This is a genomic window from Helicobacter sp. 219-2 (assembly GCF_030053225.1).
GTDB classification, from domain to species: domain Bacteria; phylum Campylobacterota; class Campylobacteria; order Campylobacterales; family Helicobacteraceae; genus Helicobacter; species Helicobacter pylori_C.
This window is the reverse complement of record NZ_JASGBS010000001.1, coordinates 603058-618873: the sequence shown is the minus strand read 5'-3', so window position 1 is coordinate 618873 and position 15816 is coordinate 603058. Positions and strand designations below refer to the sequence as shown.

The following is a 15816-nucleotide window of genomic DNA, read 5'->3' as shown; positions in this document are numbered from 1 at the left end:
CCTATTTTTGCAAGAAATCCGTCAAGCTTTCTAAAGAATTTGTCATGATCAATATCCCCATTAAAATAAGCACCAATCCTGAAACAATTTCAATCGCGCGGTTGTATTTCTTTAAGGATTTTAAAAACAAAAGCGCTCTTTCTAGCATTAAAGCCACCAATAAAAAAGGGATCGCCAAGCCCACCACAAACACCACCATAAGCATTAAGCCATAAGCGTCCTTACTTGCGCTCATGATCACTATAGAAGTGAATATCGGCCCGATGCATGGCGTCCAGCCCAAAGCGAAACTCATGCCTAAAAGAAAGGGGTAAAAGCGCTGCATGCTATTAGATTTGCTCGCTAAACGAACGCTTTGGGTTTTATACAAAAATGCAAAACGAAACACGCCTAAAAAATGCAAACCAAAAAGGATCACAATCCCCCCAGCGATATAATTCACCCAAGAAAACGAAAAGCTATGGATAAGCTTGGCCATAGACATGCCCACGCCCAAAAACACGAGCGAAAACCCCACCACAAACATCAAAGATTTTAAAAAAACCGAAACCCTTTTAGCCTTGCCATCTTTAATATCCTCTAAAGAAATTTGAGAAATATAAGACATATACGCCGGGATTAAAGGCAACACGCAAGGGCTTAAAAAAGTTAAAATCCCGGCTAAAAGCGAAGTCAAAAGAGGCGCTGTGTCAAAGAGATTAACAAGCGTGTTATCAAACATCATTGAATCCTTTTTTAAAAATAATCATTTCTTGTCTTTTTTAGGATAACAAAAGCTCACTTAATCTTAGGCACAATTTCGTTATTTTCTACCACAAACGCCACGCTGTCATTCTCTTTAACTTTATCCTCTAAAATGAGTTCAGCGAGCTTGTCTTCTACCATTTCATAGAGCGCACGCTTCAAGGGTCTAACGCCATAAAATCTGTCAAATCCCACTTCAGCGATCAATTCTTTTGCCTCTTCGTCTAGGGTTATATTAATGCCTCTTTCAAGCGCTTTTTTTTGAATGTTTTCAAAGAGTATCCCCACGATATTAGCGACAGCATGGCTATCTAGGGCGTTAAAGGAGATGATTTCATCTAAGCGGTTTAAAAATTCCGGCTTGAAGAATTGCCTCAAACTCTCTTTAATCGCTTTTTGTTTATCAGCTTCACTCAAACTCTCTTCTAAAAGCGCGCCGCTAGCCACATTGCTGGTTAAAATCAAAATCGTGTTTTTGAAATCCACCCTCACGCCCTTACTATCGGTCAAATGCCCTTCATCTAAAACCTGCAACAAAAGGTTAAAAACATCCGGATGGGCTTTTTCCACTTCATCTAACAGCACCACGCTATAAGGTTTTCTGCGTACCGCTTCGGTCAATTGCCCGCCTTCTTCATAGCCCACATACCCAGGAGCGGCCCCAATAAGACGGCTTATGGCATGTTTTTCCATGTATTCGCTCATGTCAATTCTTATAAGATTTTTATCGCTATCAAACAAGAATTGCGCCAAGGCTTTAGCGCTCTCGGTTTTACCCACGCCCGTTGGCCCTAAAAAGAGAAAGCTCCCTATGGGTTTATTGCTATCGCTAAGCCCGGCCTTATTCCTTTTAATCGCTTTAGCGATCGCTTTGATTGCTTTTTCTTGCCCCACCACTCTTTTTTGCAACTCGCTTTCAATGTTTAAAACCCTATTTTTTTCGCTCTGGAGCATTTTTTGGACCGGGATATGCGTCCATTGGCTCACGATCTCAGCGATGTTGTTTTCGGTTAAAGCGTTTTGCAATAACGCTCCGTTTTGTTGCATCGCTTCCCATTTGTGTTGCAATTCTTCTTCTTTCTTTTTGTTTTCAGGGATTTTAGAGTATTCAATTTCACCCGCTTGCTGGTAATCCCCATTGCGCTTAAACCTCTCAGCCTCTTTTTTCAAGCTTTCCGTTTCCATTTTCAAGCGTGAAATTTCTCTAAACACTTCTTTTTCGTTTTCAAATTGCGCTTCTAATTGGATTTTTTCTTCTTTTAAATCGCTCAATTCTTTAAGGATTTCTTGCATGCGTTTGGCATTGCTCTCTTTTTTTTCCATTTCAAGGGCTTGTTTTTCCATTTCTAATCTTTGAATGGAGCGCTTAACGCTAGAGAGTTTTGCCGGCTCGGATTCCATTTGCATTTTTAATTGAGCCGCCCCCTCATCAATCAAATCAATCGCTTTATCGGGTAAAAACCTATCAGTGATATAACGGCTAGAGAGTTTAGCGCTCGCTATGAGCGCGGAGTCGTTGATGGTGATATTATGGTGCGTTTCTAAAGTTTCTTTTAACCCCCTTAAAATCTGTAAAGCCTCATTGATGCTAGGCTCATTGAGTAAAATGGGTTGGAAACGCCTTTGTAGCGCCATGTCTTTTTCAAAATACTTGCGGTATTCTTTCAAAGTGGTCGCTCCAATCGTGTGCAATTCCCCCCTAGCGAGCGCGGGTTTTAAAATATTAGCCGCATCCATGCCCCCCTCACTCGCTCCAGCCCCTACAATCGTGTGGATTTCATCAATGAATAAAATCACATTCGCGCTTTTTTTAACCTCTTCAATCACCTTTTTCAAGCGCTCTTCAAACTCGCCTCTGTATTTGGCTCCAGCCACCAACAAACTTAAATCTAAAGCGACGACTCGTTTGTTTAAAAGCGTTTTAGGCACTTCCTTATTCACAATGCGTTGGGCCAAACCCTCCACAACCGCCGTTTTCCCCACTCCAGGCTCACCCAATAAAATAGGGTTATTTTTTGTTTTTCTTATCAAAATTTGCATCATGCGAATGATTTCTTCATCCCTCCCAATCACCGGATCGAGCTTATTTTCTAAGGCTTTTTGCGTCAAATCAATGCCAAATTTTTCCAAACTTTCCAAATTAGAATCATCGTTTTTATCTTGGATAGTCGCGCCTTTTCTTAAAGCCTCTAAAGTTTTTTGCAATTCCTTAGTGTCTAAATAAGGTTTTAGAACGCTTTCAAAAAGGCTCATGTTCGCCAAAAGATACACATCTGTAGCGATGAAAGAATCGCCCATTTTAGCCATCAAGCCTTGAGCGTTTTCTAAACTTTGGATTAGAGCTTGGTTTAATTGGATATTTTGCTTGTTGATTTGTGAAACTTTAGCCAACTTATTCAACTCGCTTTGAACGCTAAGCCTTAAGGCTTGAATATCCACAGACATTTTTTGTAAGGCTTGAATGAGGATGCCTTGGGAGTTATTGAGCATGACAAAAAGCATGTGCAAGGGCGTTACTTCAGCGTTTTTATGGTGTAAGGCTAGAGCGAGCGCGCTGTCTAAAGTCTCATGCAATTGGTCGGTCATTTTTTCAAATAAATTCATTATCAATCCTTTTTGAGTTTTAAAATCTACTATTTTACACTATTTTGACCCTCAAAGGTTTTTTAAAACGCTCGCACTAATGATAAACTCTCTAAAATACGCTTTTTAGACAACTCGCAATATTCTTTTTCAATCTCTAAACCCACGCTAAAACGCCCTAAAGCGTTCGCCTCTAAAATAGTCGTGCCCGATCCGCTAAAAGGATCAAAAATCGTGTCTTCCAAAAAAGAAAACAATTTAATGCAACGCCTGGGTAATTCCCTTGGGAATGGGGCTGGGTGTTTTAAGCGCTTTTTGGATTCGCCGCTAAAACTCCATAGCCCATTCGTGTAGAGCAAAAACTCCTCTTTACTGATTGTAGAAGTTTGCTTTTGGCGTTTGTATTCGTTTTTATAAAAAACAACGATCAACTCCACAGGAGCGATAGCATAAGGCGCGCTAGCTTGCAACCAACTCCCCCAAGCGGTGCGTCTTGAGATATTACTCTCATTCCAAATAATCGTATTTTGGTATTTCCAACCGCATTCTTTAGCTATTGCAATCATATCAGCCCCTAAACTTTGCTTGCCATGTTTATTCGTGTCTAAAGGGACATTCAAGCACAATCTCGCATGCTCCTTGCCCCAAAAATAGCAATTTTTAAGCCAATTTTTGCACCAATTTAAATAATCATCATAAACTCTAAAATCATTACTCCCTTGATATTCAATACTCAAATTATAGGGCGGTGAAGTGATACACAAATCATAAAAACCTTTTTCAAAAGTCTCTAAAACGCTGGCATCGCCATGGTATAAATCCAATTTTTCCAAACTGAAATAAGGTTTCATAAAAGCCTTCTTAAATCTTCTAACAAACTTTCTATACCCTTAATTTTAGAGCTTTGATCAAAATGGCTTTTGGCTAAATAGAGGCCGTTTAATTCATGCTCCATCATGATCCTGGCTTTTTTAGGCCTGTCTTTAAAGCTGATTTCATCATCGTTATCCGGCGTTATCATAAAGACTTTAATGTGAGAAGTTACGGGCGATTGCAGAAGTTTTAATTTACATCTGTAACTCTCTAAACGAATTTTTTACCGACAAGATCGCTAGGATTTTGACATTATCCTTGTTGGTTTGATAAAGAACAATATCTGGCAAAACGCTATATTCTCCAAAATGCACCAATAAAGCCCGTTTGACTTTATCTAGCTCGTCATTAATGCGCTTAGCCCTTAAGATTTTATCGTTCGTCATTTTTACATTGTTTTTAATACAAAAATCTTTTAATAAAAGTTCTATGATTTTTTCTAACACCCTTCCTATGGTGCTGACAAAACCTTGTCTGGCTAAAATACTAGCTTCTTCCTTGCCTTTATTTTGCTTAATATAATCGTTCATTCTATCATTTAAAAAGCGTTCTTTTTCTTGTGCGTAAAAAACTTGCAAAAACTTGTAAGGCTCAGGTTGTTCTCTCATAAAATCTTTAAAACGCTCTAAAAAAATATCGGCTAAACTCAATTCAAACACCTTAATCAATAGAAATCAGTCAAATTATAATACAAAACTTTTTGATAATGGCTGGTGTTTAAACAAGCTTATGATAAAAATGAAATGCAAATTTTAGATATTCTGCTTAAAAGTATTGCTAATGAATAATATATTTTCACTAAAATAATATTGACAGAATTTAATCAAAGGGCTAGATATGCAATTTTTAAATCAATCTTTGGGATTTTTTAATAAAGGACACTTTGAGCCCATTGATAGAAACTTCATTGCAGAAAGCTATCAGGCATTAAAGCCGATTGAAGAAATTCAAAATAAATACAATAAACATGACAACGATTCATTTTTGAATGAACTAAGAGACAGCATGGTGGCTCTATATTTAGATTATGAGCTTATCAATATTCAAAAGCATGGTCTTGATGCCAAAAGAAGTTCAAGCGATGAATTTTTAGAAATCAAACAAGTATCCTTTCAAAGTAAAACTTGGAGCGCGACTTTTAATGACACCACTTTAGAAAAAGCCAAAGTTTTTTGCGATATTAAAACGACTTTAGCCGTGGGCGTTTGGAATAATATTTCTAATCTTTTATTCATTGTTTATGGAAAGCACCCTAAAATTGGCTTGTATTTAGAACAAAAAGTAAAAGAGTGTCATAATGAGAGCAGGCGTTCAACTCAAACGGTAGGAATTAGTAAATTAATTAAAGAATTTGATTTTAAAATGAAACCCATTGATTTAAAAGAACAAGAGCTTATCAATCTCTTTTTAATCTTAAATTTGGTCATTTTTCTTGGGAAAACCATCTTGCATAAAGTTTTTATTATGGAAGCTTTGGAGTGTTTGAAAAGAATAGAAAAAGAAAGTATCCAAACTATCTATATAGACCCCCCTTATAACACTAAGAGTTCTAACTTTGAATATGAAGACGCTCATGCTGACTATGAAAAATGGATTAAAGAACATTTGATTTTAGCAAAGGCTGTGTTAAAACAAAGTGGTTGTATTTTTATCTCTATAGATGATAATAAAATGGCTGAAGTTAAAATCATTGCCAATGAAATTTTTGGAACGCGCAATTTTTTAGGCACTTTTATCACTAAACAAGCCACAAGGTCTAACGCTAAACACATCAATATTACCCATGAATATGTTTTAAGCTACGCCAAAAATAAAGCGTTCGCTCCTGGTTTTAAAATCTTACGAACGCTTTTGCCCATTTATGCTAAACCATTAAAAGATTTAATGCGAACGATTAAGAATGTTTTTAAACAAAAAGGACAAGCTCAAGCCCAACTTGTCTTAAAAAAACAAATCAAAGAGTTATCCCAAAAAGAACATTTTAATTTTTTAAAAAATTATAATTTAGTGGATGAAAAAGGTGAGATTTATTTCGCTAAAGATTTATCAACGCCTTCAAACCCACGCAGTGTAGCGATACAAGAAATCAATCTTTTTTTAGAACCCCTAAAAAGCAGAGGGTGGAGCAGTGATGAAAAGCTTAAGGAATTATATTATCAAAATAGACTTATTTTTAAGAATAATCGCCCTTATGAAAAATATTACCTAAAAGAATCACAAGATAATTGTTTGAGTGTGCTGGATTTTTATAACCGACAAGGCACAAAAGATTTAGAAAAATTAGGCTTAAAGGGGCTTTTTAAGACGCCAAAACCTGTAGAACTGATTAAATATTTATTATTATGCTCCACCCCTAAAGATTCTATTATTTTAGATTTTTTTGCAGGTAGCGGGACAACAGCGCAAGCGGTTATAGAAGTTAATAAGGATTATTATTTGAATTGGTCTTTTTATTTGTGCCAAAAAGAAGAAAAAATTAAAAATAACCCACAAGCTACTAGCATTTTAAAAAACAAGGGGTATAAAAACACGATTTCAAACATCATGCTGTTGCGTTTAGAAAAGATCATCAAAAGCCATGAGTACGAAATATTAAAAACAAAATCTATTTTATTTTAAATATTCTTTTTCAAACCCCTACACCCTATCCACGCTTAAAATAGTAGCGCTCGCTCTAGCTTTTTCATCACTCAATTCAATTTTATCGCCTCTTTTTAATGCCTCTAATTCTATCGCTTGGTTATTTTTGCTCACAAACGCCCCAAATTGGGGCAATTTCAAATTTGCATGAGCGAGTTTAAGGGCGTTTTCTAGTGCGTTCAATCGCTCTGTTTTAGTTTGTAAAAAAGGGCTTGTTAATGTTTGAGTAGAGATTTTTTCTAAAAGCGTTTTTTTGAAGCGTAAAAATTCTAGGGTTTTATTTTCTAGAGCGATTTTTAATTTCTCTAGTTTTAAAGCGTTTAAATGGTGCTTGTTTTCAAAACTCAATCGTTTTAAAGAAGCCTCTAAATGTTCTAAATGTGCCTTTTTTTGATGGAGCAAAATTTTAAAAGAGCGGTGCAATTTCACATTAAACCCATCAAGTCTTTGCCGCCATTCATCGCTATTAGGGAGTAAAATCTCCATCGCGTTTGAAGGCGTAGAAGCCCTTAAATCCGCTACTAAATCGCTCAATAAAAAATCGCTCTCATGCCCAATAGCTGACATGCTGAAAGTTTTAGCCAAATGCAATGCATCAGCGATTTTCTCATCATTGAAAGAATACAAATCCTCCATGCTCCCCCCACCCCTAGCCACCACAATCGCATCAAAAGCATTTTTTGTGCCATGAAAGCTATCCGCATAAGCGATGCTCTCCACCACGCTTTGAGCGCAGCCCTCCCCTTGCATTAGAGTGTTGATGCAAACCAATTCACACATCGGCCATCGTTTGGAAGCGATCTTTTGCATGTCCGCCCAAGCGGCTGAATTTTGAGAAGTGATGACTGCCACTCGTTTAGGAAAATGCGGTTTGGGTAATTTATTGGCTTCATCAAAATAGCCCTTAAGGCGTAATTTTTCTTTCAATTGCTCTAAAGCTAGGGTTAATGAACCTATATCTTTAGGCTCTATTTCAAAGCAATTGATTTGATAATCCCCCCTTGGAACATACGCGCTAATGCCCCCAAAAACAACCACTTCCTGCCCTTCTTTTAAAGCGAATTTGAGCTTGTTAGCGTTCCCTTTAAACAGCACGCATCTGATGACTGACTGGCTGTCTTTGAGCGAAAAATACGCATGGCCGCTCACCTTATGGATAGTCAAATTGCTCACTTCCCCTTGAACCCTAACTTGCAAAAAAGTCGCTTCTAAAAGAGCTTTGATTTGTGCATTGATTTCGCTCACGCTCAATACATCCACCAATTCCCCCTTTTATAGCAAACGAGTGATGTCATTGAAAAGCCCTAAAAACATGATAAAAACCAAAAACCCCACACCCGCTAGCCACAACGCATTTTGCATAAATGCTGGCAAAGTGATCTTAAAAATATTTTTAAAAACAACCCCTAACATTTGTGCCCCATCTAGCGCTGGAATGGGTAATAAATTTAAAATCCCTAAATTGATAGACAAAAACGCCCCAAACAACAAAAGCATGCTCAAACTACTCGCATGGCTTAACGCTCCCACAATGCCTACCACCCCGCTCAATTCTTTAACTGAAGCGCTTCCCATAATCAAACGCCTTAAAGAATCCACAATCAAAACAACGCCCTCTTTAAACCGACTCAAGGCCTGCTCAAACGCTTGAAACAAGGAATAAGAGACAACGCCTGTTTTTTGCATGTCCGGTTTAATGCCTATTACTTTATATTTGATGATTTCATTAGGATCGTTAGAATCGCTTATCACCGCCACGATTTTGGGGGTCAGTCGTTTTTCTAAAATCTGATGGTTGCGCTCTATTTCTAAAACCAACTCGCCTCTAGCATGCGCCACTACGCTTCTAATCTCTCTAAAACTCGCTATTTTTTTGTGGTTGATAGAAAGGATTTTATCCCCCTTTAATAGCCCGGCTTCTAGCGCGTTTTTTTCTAAATCGCCAATGATGGGCAGTAAGACTTTTTCCCCACCCAATGCCAGAAAAAAATACACTAAAATCGCAAAAAGAAAATTAAAAAACGCCCCCCCAAATAGTATCCATAGCTTTTGGAAAGGGCTTTTTTGCGCGTAACTATCATTCGCACTTTCATTCGTTTCATTTTCTTCTTTATCCATGCCCTTTAATTTCACATAGCCCCCAAGCGGGATCAAAGACAAAGCGAATTGCGTGCCAAAAAGCTTAAAAAAACAGAGTTTTTTACCAAAACCAATGCTAAATACTTCTACCTTCACCCCACAAATCCTAGCGATAGTGAAATGCCCTAATTCATGGACAAAGATTAAAAACGCCAGCATTAAAACCGCTACAATGAACATCATACCCCTGCAGGCTCTTTGGCGTTAGGATCTTTTATCATCGGCTCTTTAGGAGGTGTGGGTGCTATAGGAGGCGTGGGTGGTATGGTTTTTGGGCTTTCTTTATTTTCTCGTGGGGGTTTTTGCCACAACTCTGTCAAAGCCGCCGCTTTTTTAGGATCCATTTTGGCTAAAATTTTACCTAATTCTTGGGGTTTTAGCGCCATTAAGATTTCTAAGGCGTTTTGAGTGGGTAGATTTTCTAAAATCAAGGCGGACTTAGAATCTTTCATTTTAGAATAAGTCTCGCCAATCTTGCTGTCTTTAGCCTGCTTGATTTCTCTTAAAATGCCTTCGTTTTCTTCTATCAAATTTTTAAGGCGTTTTTTTTCTTCCGTTTGTAAGGTTTTAAAGGCTTCTTCTTTAGCGGCTAAATTTTTCAGTTTTTCTTCCACTTCTTTTTCTTTTTTGTTTAACAGATCGTTTTTTTCATCTAAAAGGCGGGCGTTTTCGGTTTGCAAGATCCTTAAAGACTGCTCTTTTTCGCTCAATCGGCGCAAATCGTCTTTCAATTCGGCTTTTTTGGATTCAAAAATCGCAGAGCATTGCAACAATTCTTGCGTAGCTTCTTCGCCAAAGAGCGTTTGTAAAATCAGACCCATTAACAAGATTTTACGCATGCAAGCCCTCTTTTTGCCAGTGTAAAATCATGGCGTTTTCGTCTAAAAGAGCCTGCTCTTTTTTTTCCAAAACTTCCTTTTCTTTTCGCTTTTCATTTTCTAAAATGATTTTAGCTTTTTCTAATTCCTGGTTAGCCAAAAGACAATCTTTTTCTAAAATTTTTAAATCCTTAATTAAATTCTCGCCCTGTTGTTGGTAATATTCTATCTCCATTCTTAGAGCGCTTTTTAATTGCTGGGTTTGTAAAAAAAGGCTCATTCCCCCCAATTCAGGGTTTTTAAACGCGCTCAGTTGGGCTTGTTTGTCCAAAATTTCTCGCTCATTTTGCCGCCATTCTAAACGCTTGCTTTCAAGCTTTTGCTCTATTTTTTCTAACGCAAGGGCTTTTAATTGCACCCATACAGAAGCGAATTTTTTCATAGAAAAATCGTGTCTTCTCTTTCAGGGCTTGTAGAAATAAGACGGATTTTTACACCCACTTCTTTTTCAATAAAATGGATATACTCTCTAGCGTTTGGCTCTAAATCGTTCAATTTTCTCACGCCCGCGCTTTTTTCCCAGCCTTTAAAAGTTTGATAGATCGGTGTGCAATCTTTCAGATCGCTAGGGAAAGCCTCTAATCTTTCGCCCTTTCTTTCATAAGCCACGCACACCTTAATCGCATCAATCCCGTCTAAAACATCTAATTTCATTAAAGCCAATTGCGTGCAACCATTCAAAGCGCAAGCGTATTTTAAAGCCACCAAATCCAGCCACCCGCAACGCCGTGGGCGCTTGGTTGTCGTGCCAAACTCCGCACCCCTAGTCCTTAAATGATCGCCCATGGGTGTAGTGTCTTCGCTAGGGAAAGGCCCATTACCCACACGAGTAGAATAGGCTTTCGTGATGCCTATCACTTCATTGATCGCTTTAGGGTTTAAGCCGGTGCTCACGCATGCGCTAGCGCTCGTGGTGTTAGAGCTTGTTACAAAAGGGTAAGTCCCTAAATCAATGTCTAAAAGCGTGCCTTGCGCCCCTTCTAGTAGGATTTTTTCACCCTTTTGGTTCGCTTCTATCAGCATGCTTGTCGTGTCTTTGATAAAGGGGCAGATTTTTGGAGCGTAAGTTTTAAAATACTCTCTCAAATCTTTTTCGTAATTCTCGCCCAAATCATACGCTTCCTTAAAAGGCTCAATAGCTTTGAAATGAGCGTTTAGCCTTTCTTCTAAGATTTTATCGTCTAATAAATCCCCCATTCTTATCCCGCTCCTCGCCATTTTATCCTCATAGCAAGGGCCTATGCCTTTTTTAGTCGTGCCGATGTTTTGAGATTGTTCTTTAAAAGCGTCTTTTTTGGCATGATAAGGCAAGATCACATGGGCTCTGTCGCTGATAAACAAACGATTTTCTAAATCCTCAAACGCGCTGATTTCTTCGCACAAATCCTTAATGCTCACGACCACTGCGCTAGAAATGATGTTCTTGCATTGGGGGTATAAAACCCCTGAGGGCATTAAATGCAAAGAATGCTTAACCCCCTTATGCACAATGGTATGCCCGGCATTATGCCCGCCTTGATAGCGCACCACAAAGTCATAATCTTTAGCGATCCTATCAACAATTTTTCCCTTCCCCTCATCTCCCCACTGAATCCCCACAACGACATCTGCCATAAAATATTATCCTTAAAACAAAGTAGATTGGATGGTTTAAAAGCTTGTTAGAATACCAAAAAAAAGTAAAGAGCCTCTTTATAAGCCCTAAAAAGAGCTTAAAAACCTATCGTGTAATTGATATAGAACGCATACAAACGCCTGTAATCCACATCAGCCCCATTCGCTTTCAAATACCTTTGATTGATAGCTGGGATTTTCACGCCAAATTCCATACCATGCTGAATGCTTTGAGACGCGCTCAAAAACCGGCGGTGCATGGTGCTGGCAAAATGAGCCCTTAAGCCCAAATTGAATAAAAATTGGAAATTCGTGGGAGTGGGGTATTCTTTAAACGAGTTTTCAATTTGACCTCTTAAAGAGCTATCCCAAGTGTTACCCGCTATTTGAATGCCCCCAAACACCCCCACATTCAAGGACTGATCGCTAAAAACCCTCCTGAAGATATTCCATAAAAAGTCTGTGCCAGCGCCATAAGTAAAGATATTCGCTTTAACAGCGCTGCTAAGACTGCCCAATTGCGTAAAGCCATAATCAAAGAAAGCGTAATATCGTAAGCCTATATTCCTCTTTCTCCCAAAAAATTGCTTATAGCCCATTTGAATGCCAAAGCCATTAATAACCCCATGCTGAGAGCTTTTGCCTGGCCCAAATTGGGGCAAGTAGGGCTCATCGTAATGATTCAGCATCCCTCCTAGCTGTTTTAGATTCTCTTGGTAAGTAGCGATTCGATCCGAGATGGTTTTCACATCCTTTTGGAGCATTGATCCTGCACCACCGCTCTTATTCAAGCCTTCTGCGATCTGGCCTAGCTTTGTTGAAGAAGTGTCATTAAAAAGCTGCATTTGGGCTAAGAGCCCTTTTAAAAACACCGAATTACTATCCAAATTCACCCTTGTAAGCGCGTTTAAAAGCGCCACGCTCTCCGTGGCTAAGAGACTGAATTCATTTTGAGAACCATAGAGAACCTTTATAATCCCTACATATTCAGGAACCACTCCATTAATACTGCCATTATTACTATTATTAACCAAGTTATAAAGCACATTACTCAAATACACTTGCAAGGCTTGAACGCTATAAGCGTTTTTATTCGTCTCAAAGCGTTGCTCAATTTGGGGGAGTATTTTTTTAAACTGGGTTAATTCTGCGTTGTTGTTGCCAACAGCTGTATTAGTATTGATAATTTGATTACCTATCCCTAAAAGAGCGTCCATGGTCGTGTTTGTCGCTAAGGCTAAAAGCCCATTACTCCCTGCCATACCCACTCCCACTTGGCGGAAATCATCAATGACATTATTCCTTAAAGTGCTGCCTTTGTTATTGATGTTTTGTTGCGCACCGCCGATTTGATAGCCCACTCCCATATAAAAGCCATTATCTTCAGCTAACGCCATGCTTAAAGGAAGGCTAAAAAGCAGAGCGGTTTTTAAAAGCCCTTTTTTGAGCGCGTGGTATTGACTATAACCTTTTTTCATTCTTATATTCTTTATCTCTTTTATATTGGTATTTTTCATCAAGAGCCTTCCTTAAAAACCGACTGAATAGCCCACATAGAAGCTAAAATTCCTCATATAGCTCGCGCTTGAGCCTTGGGTTGCGAAATATTTATGAGCGATAACAGGGATTTTCACCCCAAATTCTATCCCTTGGTCTAGCTTGTGCTTATTGAAATTGGTTTTTGCAAAGTTGGTGCGCACGCCCAAATCAAACAAGAATTGGAACGAACTGGACTTCACATCAGGCCTTTGCCCGCTCAATAAATTCGTTACATTAGTGCTCCAAGTTTGCCCTGCAATTTGAGCACCAAAGAAAAGGCCGATTGTAGTCCTTTCTCTCCTTCTAGAGCGTTCATACACGTTGTATAAAAAATCCGTTCCTACCCCATAAGTAACAAGATTCGCTCCCACTTTTAAATTCGTATCGCCAAAATTCGCATAGCCATAATCCAAAAACCCATAATACCTTAAGCCGATATTTTTCTTATGGGTGAAAAATTGTTTATAACCCATCTTAGCCCCAAAGCCGTTCATGCTCGCTGACTGGTAATCTCTGAGCGAAAAGAGATTAGGGATATAAGAAATCTTATAAAGAGAACTAGCCGAATATTCAAACTGACCTAAGCTCGCACTGATGATGTTTATGACTCTATCTAGCCCTTTCTTATAGATAAGCTGATTCCCACTAAAACAAGACGATGCGCTGCTACAGATATTTTTTTCAATAAAACTCCCTAACCCCAAAGTCTCACGATCTAAAGAAATCCCGCTCTTAATCAAAGCGTTGATCTCGCTAACCGTAGAATTAGCCCCTATCAAGCCCGTTTGCGAAGAAAAATTTTGCATGCCTGTGGCAATATCGCCCACACTCACGCCATTATACGCTCCATTAGTCCCGCCTGCACCTAAAAGCATGACTTTCACAATGTTTTCGTATAGCTGTTTGTTATTATTGTTTTGTTGGATTTTGCTCAAATCCACTTGCCCTAAAGCTAAAACGATGTTTTGAGCCACTGAGAGCATGCTGTCAGTGATACCGATTTGCTCTTTCCCTACATCCACCACCAAAGGCTTAATGACACCCTGATTAGCGTATTGTTGGGATAGATCCAATAGCTTTCCTAAAATCTCTAGAGATTGCTCTAAATTGACTAAGGCTTGGTGTGATGGTCCGTTTTGCTGTGATGCTTGCGCATTGCCTTTCATGCTTTCACTCAAAAGAGTTTTTGTTTTATTCCCTAAAATATCCAAGTAGTAGGATAAGGGAATGGCAGAAGTTTGCAACCTCACAGCCCCATCTCTAATCAACTGCTTTAATTCTTGCGCTTGAGTGAGGCCTGGATTTTTCAATTCCTGTCTGGCCAAACTCGTTTGATAATCTATGACAAAAAACGCCCCATCTTCTTCAGCGTTACACAAAGACATGCTCGCTAGCAAGGAAAGAGCGATCGTTTTTTTAAAGGAGTGGTTTTTCAAAAATATCCTTTTTGCTTTGGCTTTGATAAGTGATTTTACTTAATCCATAAAAGAAACTTCCTAATTTTAAGATAATCATTCTTAATTTGCTATTAAGCGTTTCAAAAAAGCATCAAATTGACATCTTTTAAGCAAAATGTTATAATGCTCGCTTAATTTTAGTGGGGTGTTAGCTCAGTTGGGAGAGCGCAACGCTGGCAGCGTTGAGGTCAGGGGTTCGAACCCCCTACACTCCACCATTAATTATTACGCTTATCATCTTTCTTTATGGATCAAACCCATTTTCTTGCTAGTATTACCCATAATTAATTATAATCTTAGGAATTGTTTTTCATCAAGGGAGTTTGAGCGTGAGCAGTTTGTTTAAAATGCGCATTCTTAGTTTTAAAAAGAATAAGCGGGCGGTGTTTTCGCTCTATCTTTTTATCGCTTTATTAGCGCTTTCTCTTTTAGCCCCCTTATGGGTCAATGATCGCCCCTTATTCATCTATAAAGATAATAAAGCGTATTTCCCCATATTCAAAAACTATGCGGAAGTGGAGTTTGGAGGCGATTTTTTCACCCCCACAGATTATAACGATCCTTATGTGAAAAACACGCTTTTAAAAGACGCTTTCATCATCCATGCGCTCATCCCCTATAGCTACGATACGATCATTATGGATTTAGACTCGCCTGCCCCCACCCCCCCAAGCTTCAAACACTTTTTAGGCACAGACGATCAAGCCAGAGATGTGTTAGCCAGACTGGTTTATGGCTATCGTGTTTCGTTAGTGTTTGGGATTTTACTCACCCTTTTTAGCGTTCTTATTGGCGTGAGTTTGGGAGCGTTTCAAGGGTATTATGGAGGGTTAATAGACTTAGTGGGGCAAAGGTTGAGCGAGATTTGGAGCGCGATCCCTATGCTTTTTTTACTCATTGTGATTTCTAGCGCGTTTAATTCTAATTTCTGGATCATTTTATTTCTAGTCTTGCTCTTTAGCTGGATGGGGCTTTCTCAAGTCGTGCGCACGGAGTTTTTAAAAGCAAGAAACATGGACTACACCAAAGCCGCTAGAGCGCTTGGGGTGAATGATTTAAAAATCATTTTCTACCATGTTTTACCCAACGCTTTAGTAGCGACGATCACTTATGTGCCGTTTTTAATGGCGGCTAGTATTTCTACTTTAGTGTCTTTGGATTTCTTGGGTTTTGGCATGCCTATAGGGAGCGCGAGTTTGGGAGAATTAGTCAATCAAGGCAAAGATAATCTCACCACGCCCCATTTAGCCATCGTTGCATTTGTGGCCATTAGCTTGTTGCTTTCTGTTTTGGTGTTCATTGGCGAAGGGGTGCGCGATGCTTTCAACGCTAACATGCTCAAATAAGGG

12 protein-coding genes, 1 tRNA gene and 2 pseudogenes are annotated in these 15816 nt (G+C 38.9%); 4 read left to right on the top strand and 11 right to left on the bottom strand.

Features of this window, described 5'->3' with window-relative positions; all coding sequences use genetic code 11:
• Position 1 precedes the first annotated feature (1 nt).
• The 4 genes and pseudogenes from P6280_RS03115 to P6280_RS03100 form a co-directional block, all read right to left on the bottom strand.
• Positions 2–721, bottom strand: coding sequence for a cytochrome c biogenesis protein CcdA (locus tag P6280_RS03115; RefSeq protein WP_212889425.1), 720 nt, complete (start codon positions 719–721; stop codon positions 2–4).
• 56 nt (positions 722–777) lie between these two features.
• Positions 778–3348 carry an ATP-dependent Clp protease ATP-binding subunit gene (locus P6280_RS03110; RefSeq protein ID WP_283236965.1) on the bottom strand — a complete coding sequence of 857 codons (2571 nt, stop codon included), beginning with the start codon at positions 3346–3348 and terminating at the stop codon, positions 778–780.
• Between the two features lie 62 nt (positions 3349–3410).
• Entirely contained in the window at positions 3411–4178 is a 768-nt protein-coding gene (locus tag P6280_RS03105; RefSeq protein WP_283236964.1) for a DNA-methyltransferase, read from the bottom strand.
• Positions 4175–4850: pseudogene (locus tag P6280_RS03100) on the bottom strand (BsaWI family type II restriction enzyme). Before P6280_RS03100 ends, P6280_RS03105 begins: the two are co-directional and overlap by 4 nt.
• A gap of 187 nt (positions 4851–5037) precedes the next feature.
• Between P6280_RS03100 and P6280_RS03095 the strand changes: the two are divergent.
• Positions 5038–5654: pseudogene (locus P6280_RS03095) on the top strand (hypothetical protein).
• On the top strand, positions 5647–6819 hold the full coding sequence (locus P6280_RS03090; RefSeq protein ID WP_283236963.1) for a DNA methyltransferase: 1173 nt from the start codon (positions 5647–5649) through the stop codon (positions 6817–6819). Before P6280_RS03095 ends, P6280_RS03090 begins: the two are co-directional and overlap by 8 nt.
• A gap of 18 nt (positions 6820–6837) precedes the next feature.
• Here the strand turns inward: P6280_RS03090 and xseA are convergent, their stop codons facing one another.
• The 7 genes from xseA to hopF all read right to left on the bottom strand — a co-directional run bounded on the left by xseA (position 6838) and on the right by hopF (position 14446).
• Positions 6838–8100 carry an exodeoxyribonuclease VII large subunit gene (gene xseA, locus P6280_RS03085; protein ID WP_283236962.1) on the bottom strand — a complete coding sequence of 421 codons (1263 nt, stop codon included), beginning with the start codon at positions 8098–8100 and terminating at the stop codon, positions 6838–6840.
• Positions 8101–8112: 12 nt separating this feature from the next.
• Positions 8113–9159, bottom strand: coding sequence for an RIP metalloprotease RseP (gene rseP / locus P6280_RS03080; RefSeq protein WP_283237455.1), 1047 nt, complete (start codon positions 9157–9159; stop codon positions 8113–8115).
• On the bottom strand, positions 9159–9818 hold the full coding sequence (locus tag P6280_RS03075; RefSeq protein WP_283236961.1) for a MotE family protein: 660 nt from the start codon (positions 9816–9818) through the stop codon (positions 9159–9161). The genes rseP and P6280_RS03075 overlap by 1 nt, the downstream gene beginning before the upstream one ends.
• Positions 9811–10239, bottom strand: a complete 429-nt coding sequence (locus P6280_RS03070; protein WP_283236960.1) for a flagellar export protein FliJ — start codon at positions 10237–10239, stop codon at positions 9811–9813. The genes P6280_RS03075 and P6280_RS03070 overlap by 8 nt, the downstream gene beginning before the upstream one ends.
• On the bottom strand, positions 10236–11471 hold the full coding sequence (gene purA, locus P6280_RS03065; protein WP_283236959.1) for an adenylosuccinate synthase: 1236 nt from the start codon (positions 11469–11471) through the stop codon (positions 10236–10238). Before purA ends, P6280_RS03070 begins: the two co-directional genes overlap by 4 nt.
• A 98-nt stretch (positions 11472–11569) precedes the next feature.
• Positions 11570–12988, bottom strand: coding sequence for a Hop family outer membrane protein HopG (gene hopG / locus P6280_RS03060; protein WP_283236958.1), 1419 nt, complete (start codon positions 12986–12988; stop codon positions 11570–11572).
• A 12-nt stretch (positions 12989–13000) separates the two neighbouring features.
• Entirely contained in the window at positions 13001–14446 is a 1446-nt protein-coding gene (hopF, locus tag P6280_RS03055) for a Hop family outer membrane protein HopF (RefSeq protein WP_283236957.1), read from the bottom strand.
• A 163-nt stretch (positions 14447–14609) separates the two neighbouring features.
• On the opposite strand from hopF, the gene P6280_RS03050 reads away from it, so the two are divergent.
• Positions 14610–14685: transfer RNA gene (locus P6280_RS03050), tRNA-Ala, on the top strand.
• Positions 14686–14790: 105 nt separating this feature from the next.
• On the top strand, positions 14791–15813 hold the full coding sequence (locus P6280_RS03045) for an ABC transporter permease (protein WP_283236956.1): 1023 nt from the start codon (positions 14791–14793) through the stop codon (positions 15811–15813).
• The last annotated feature ends 3 nt before the right edge of the window (positions 15814–15816 follow it).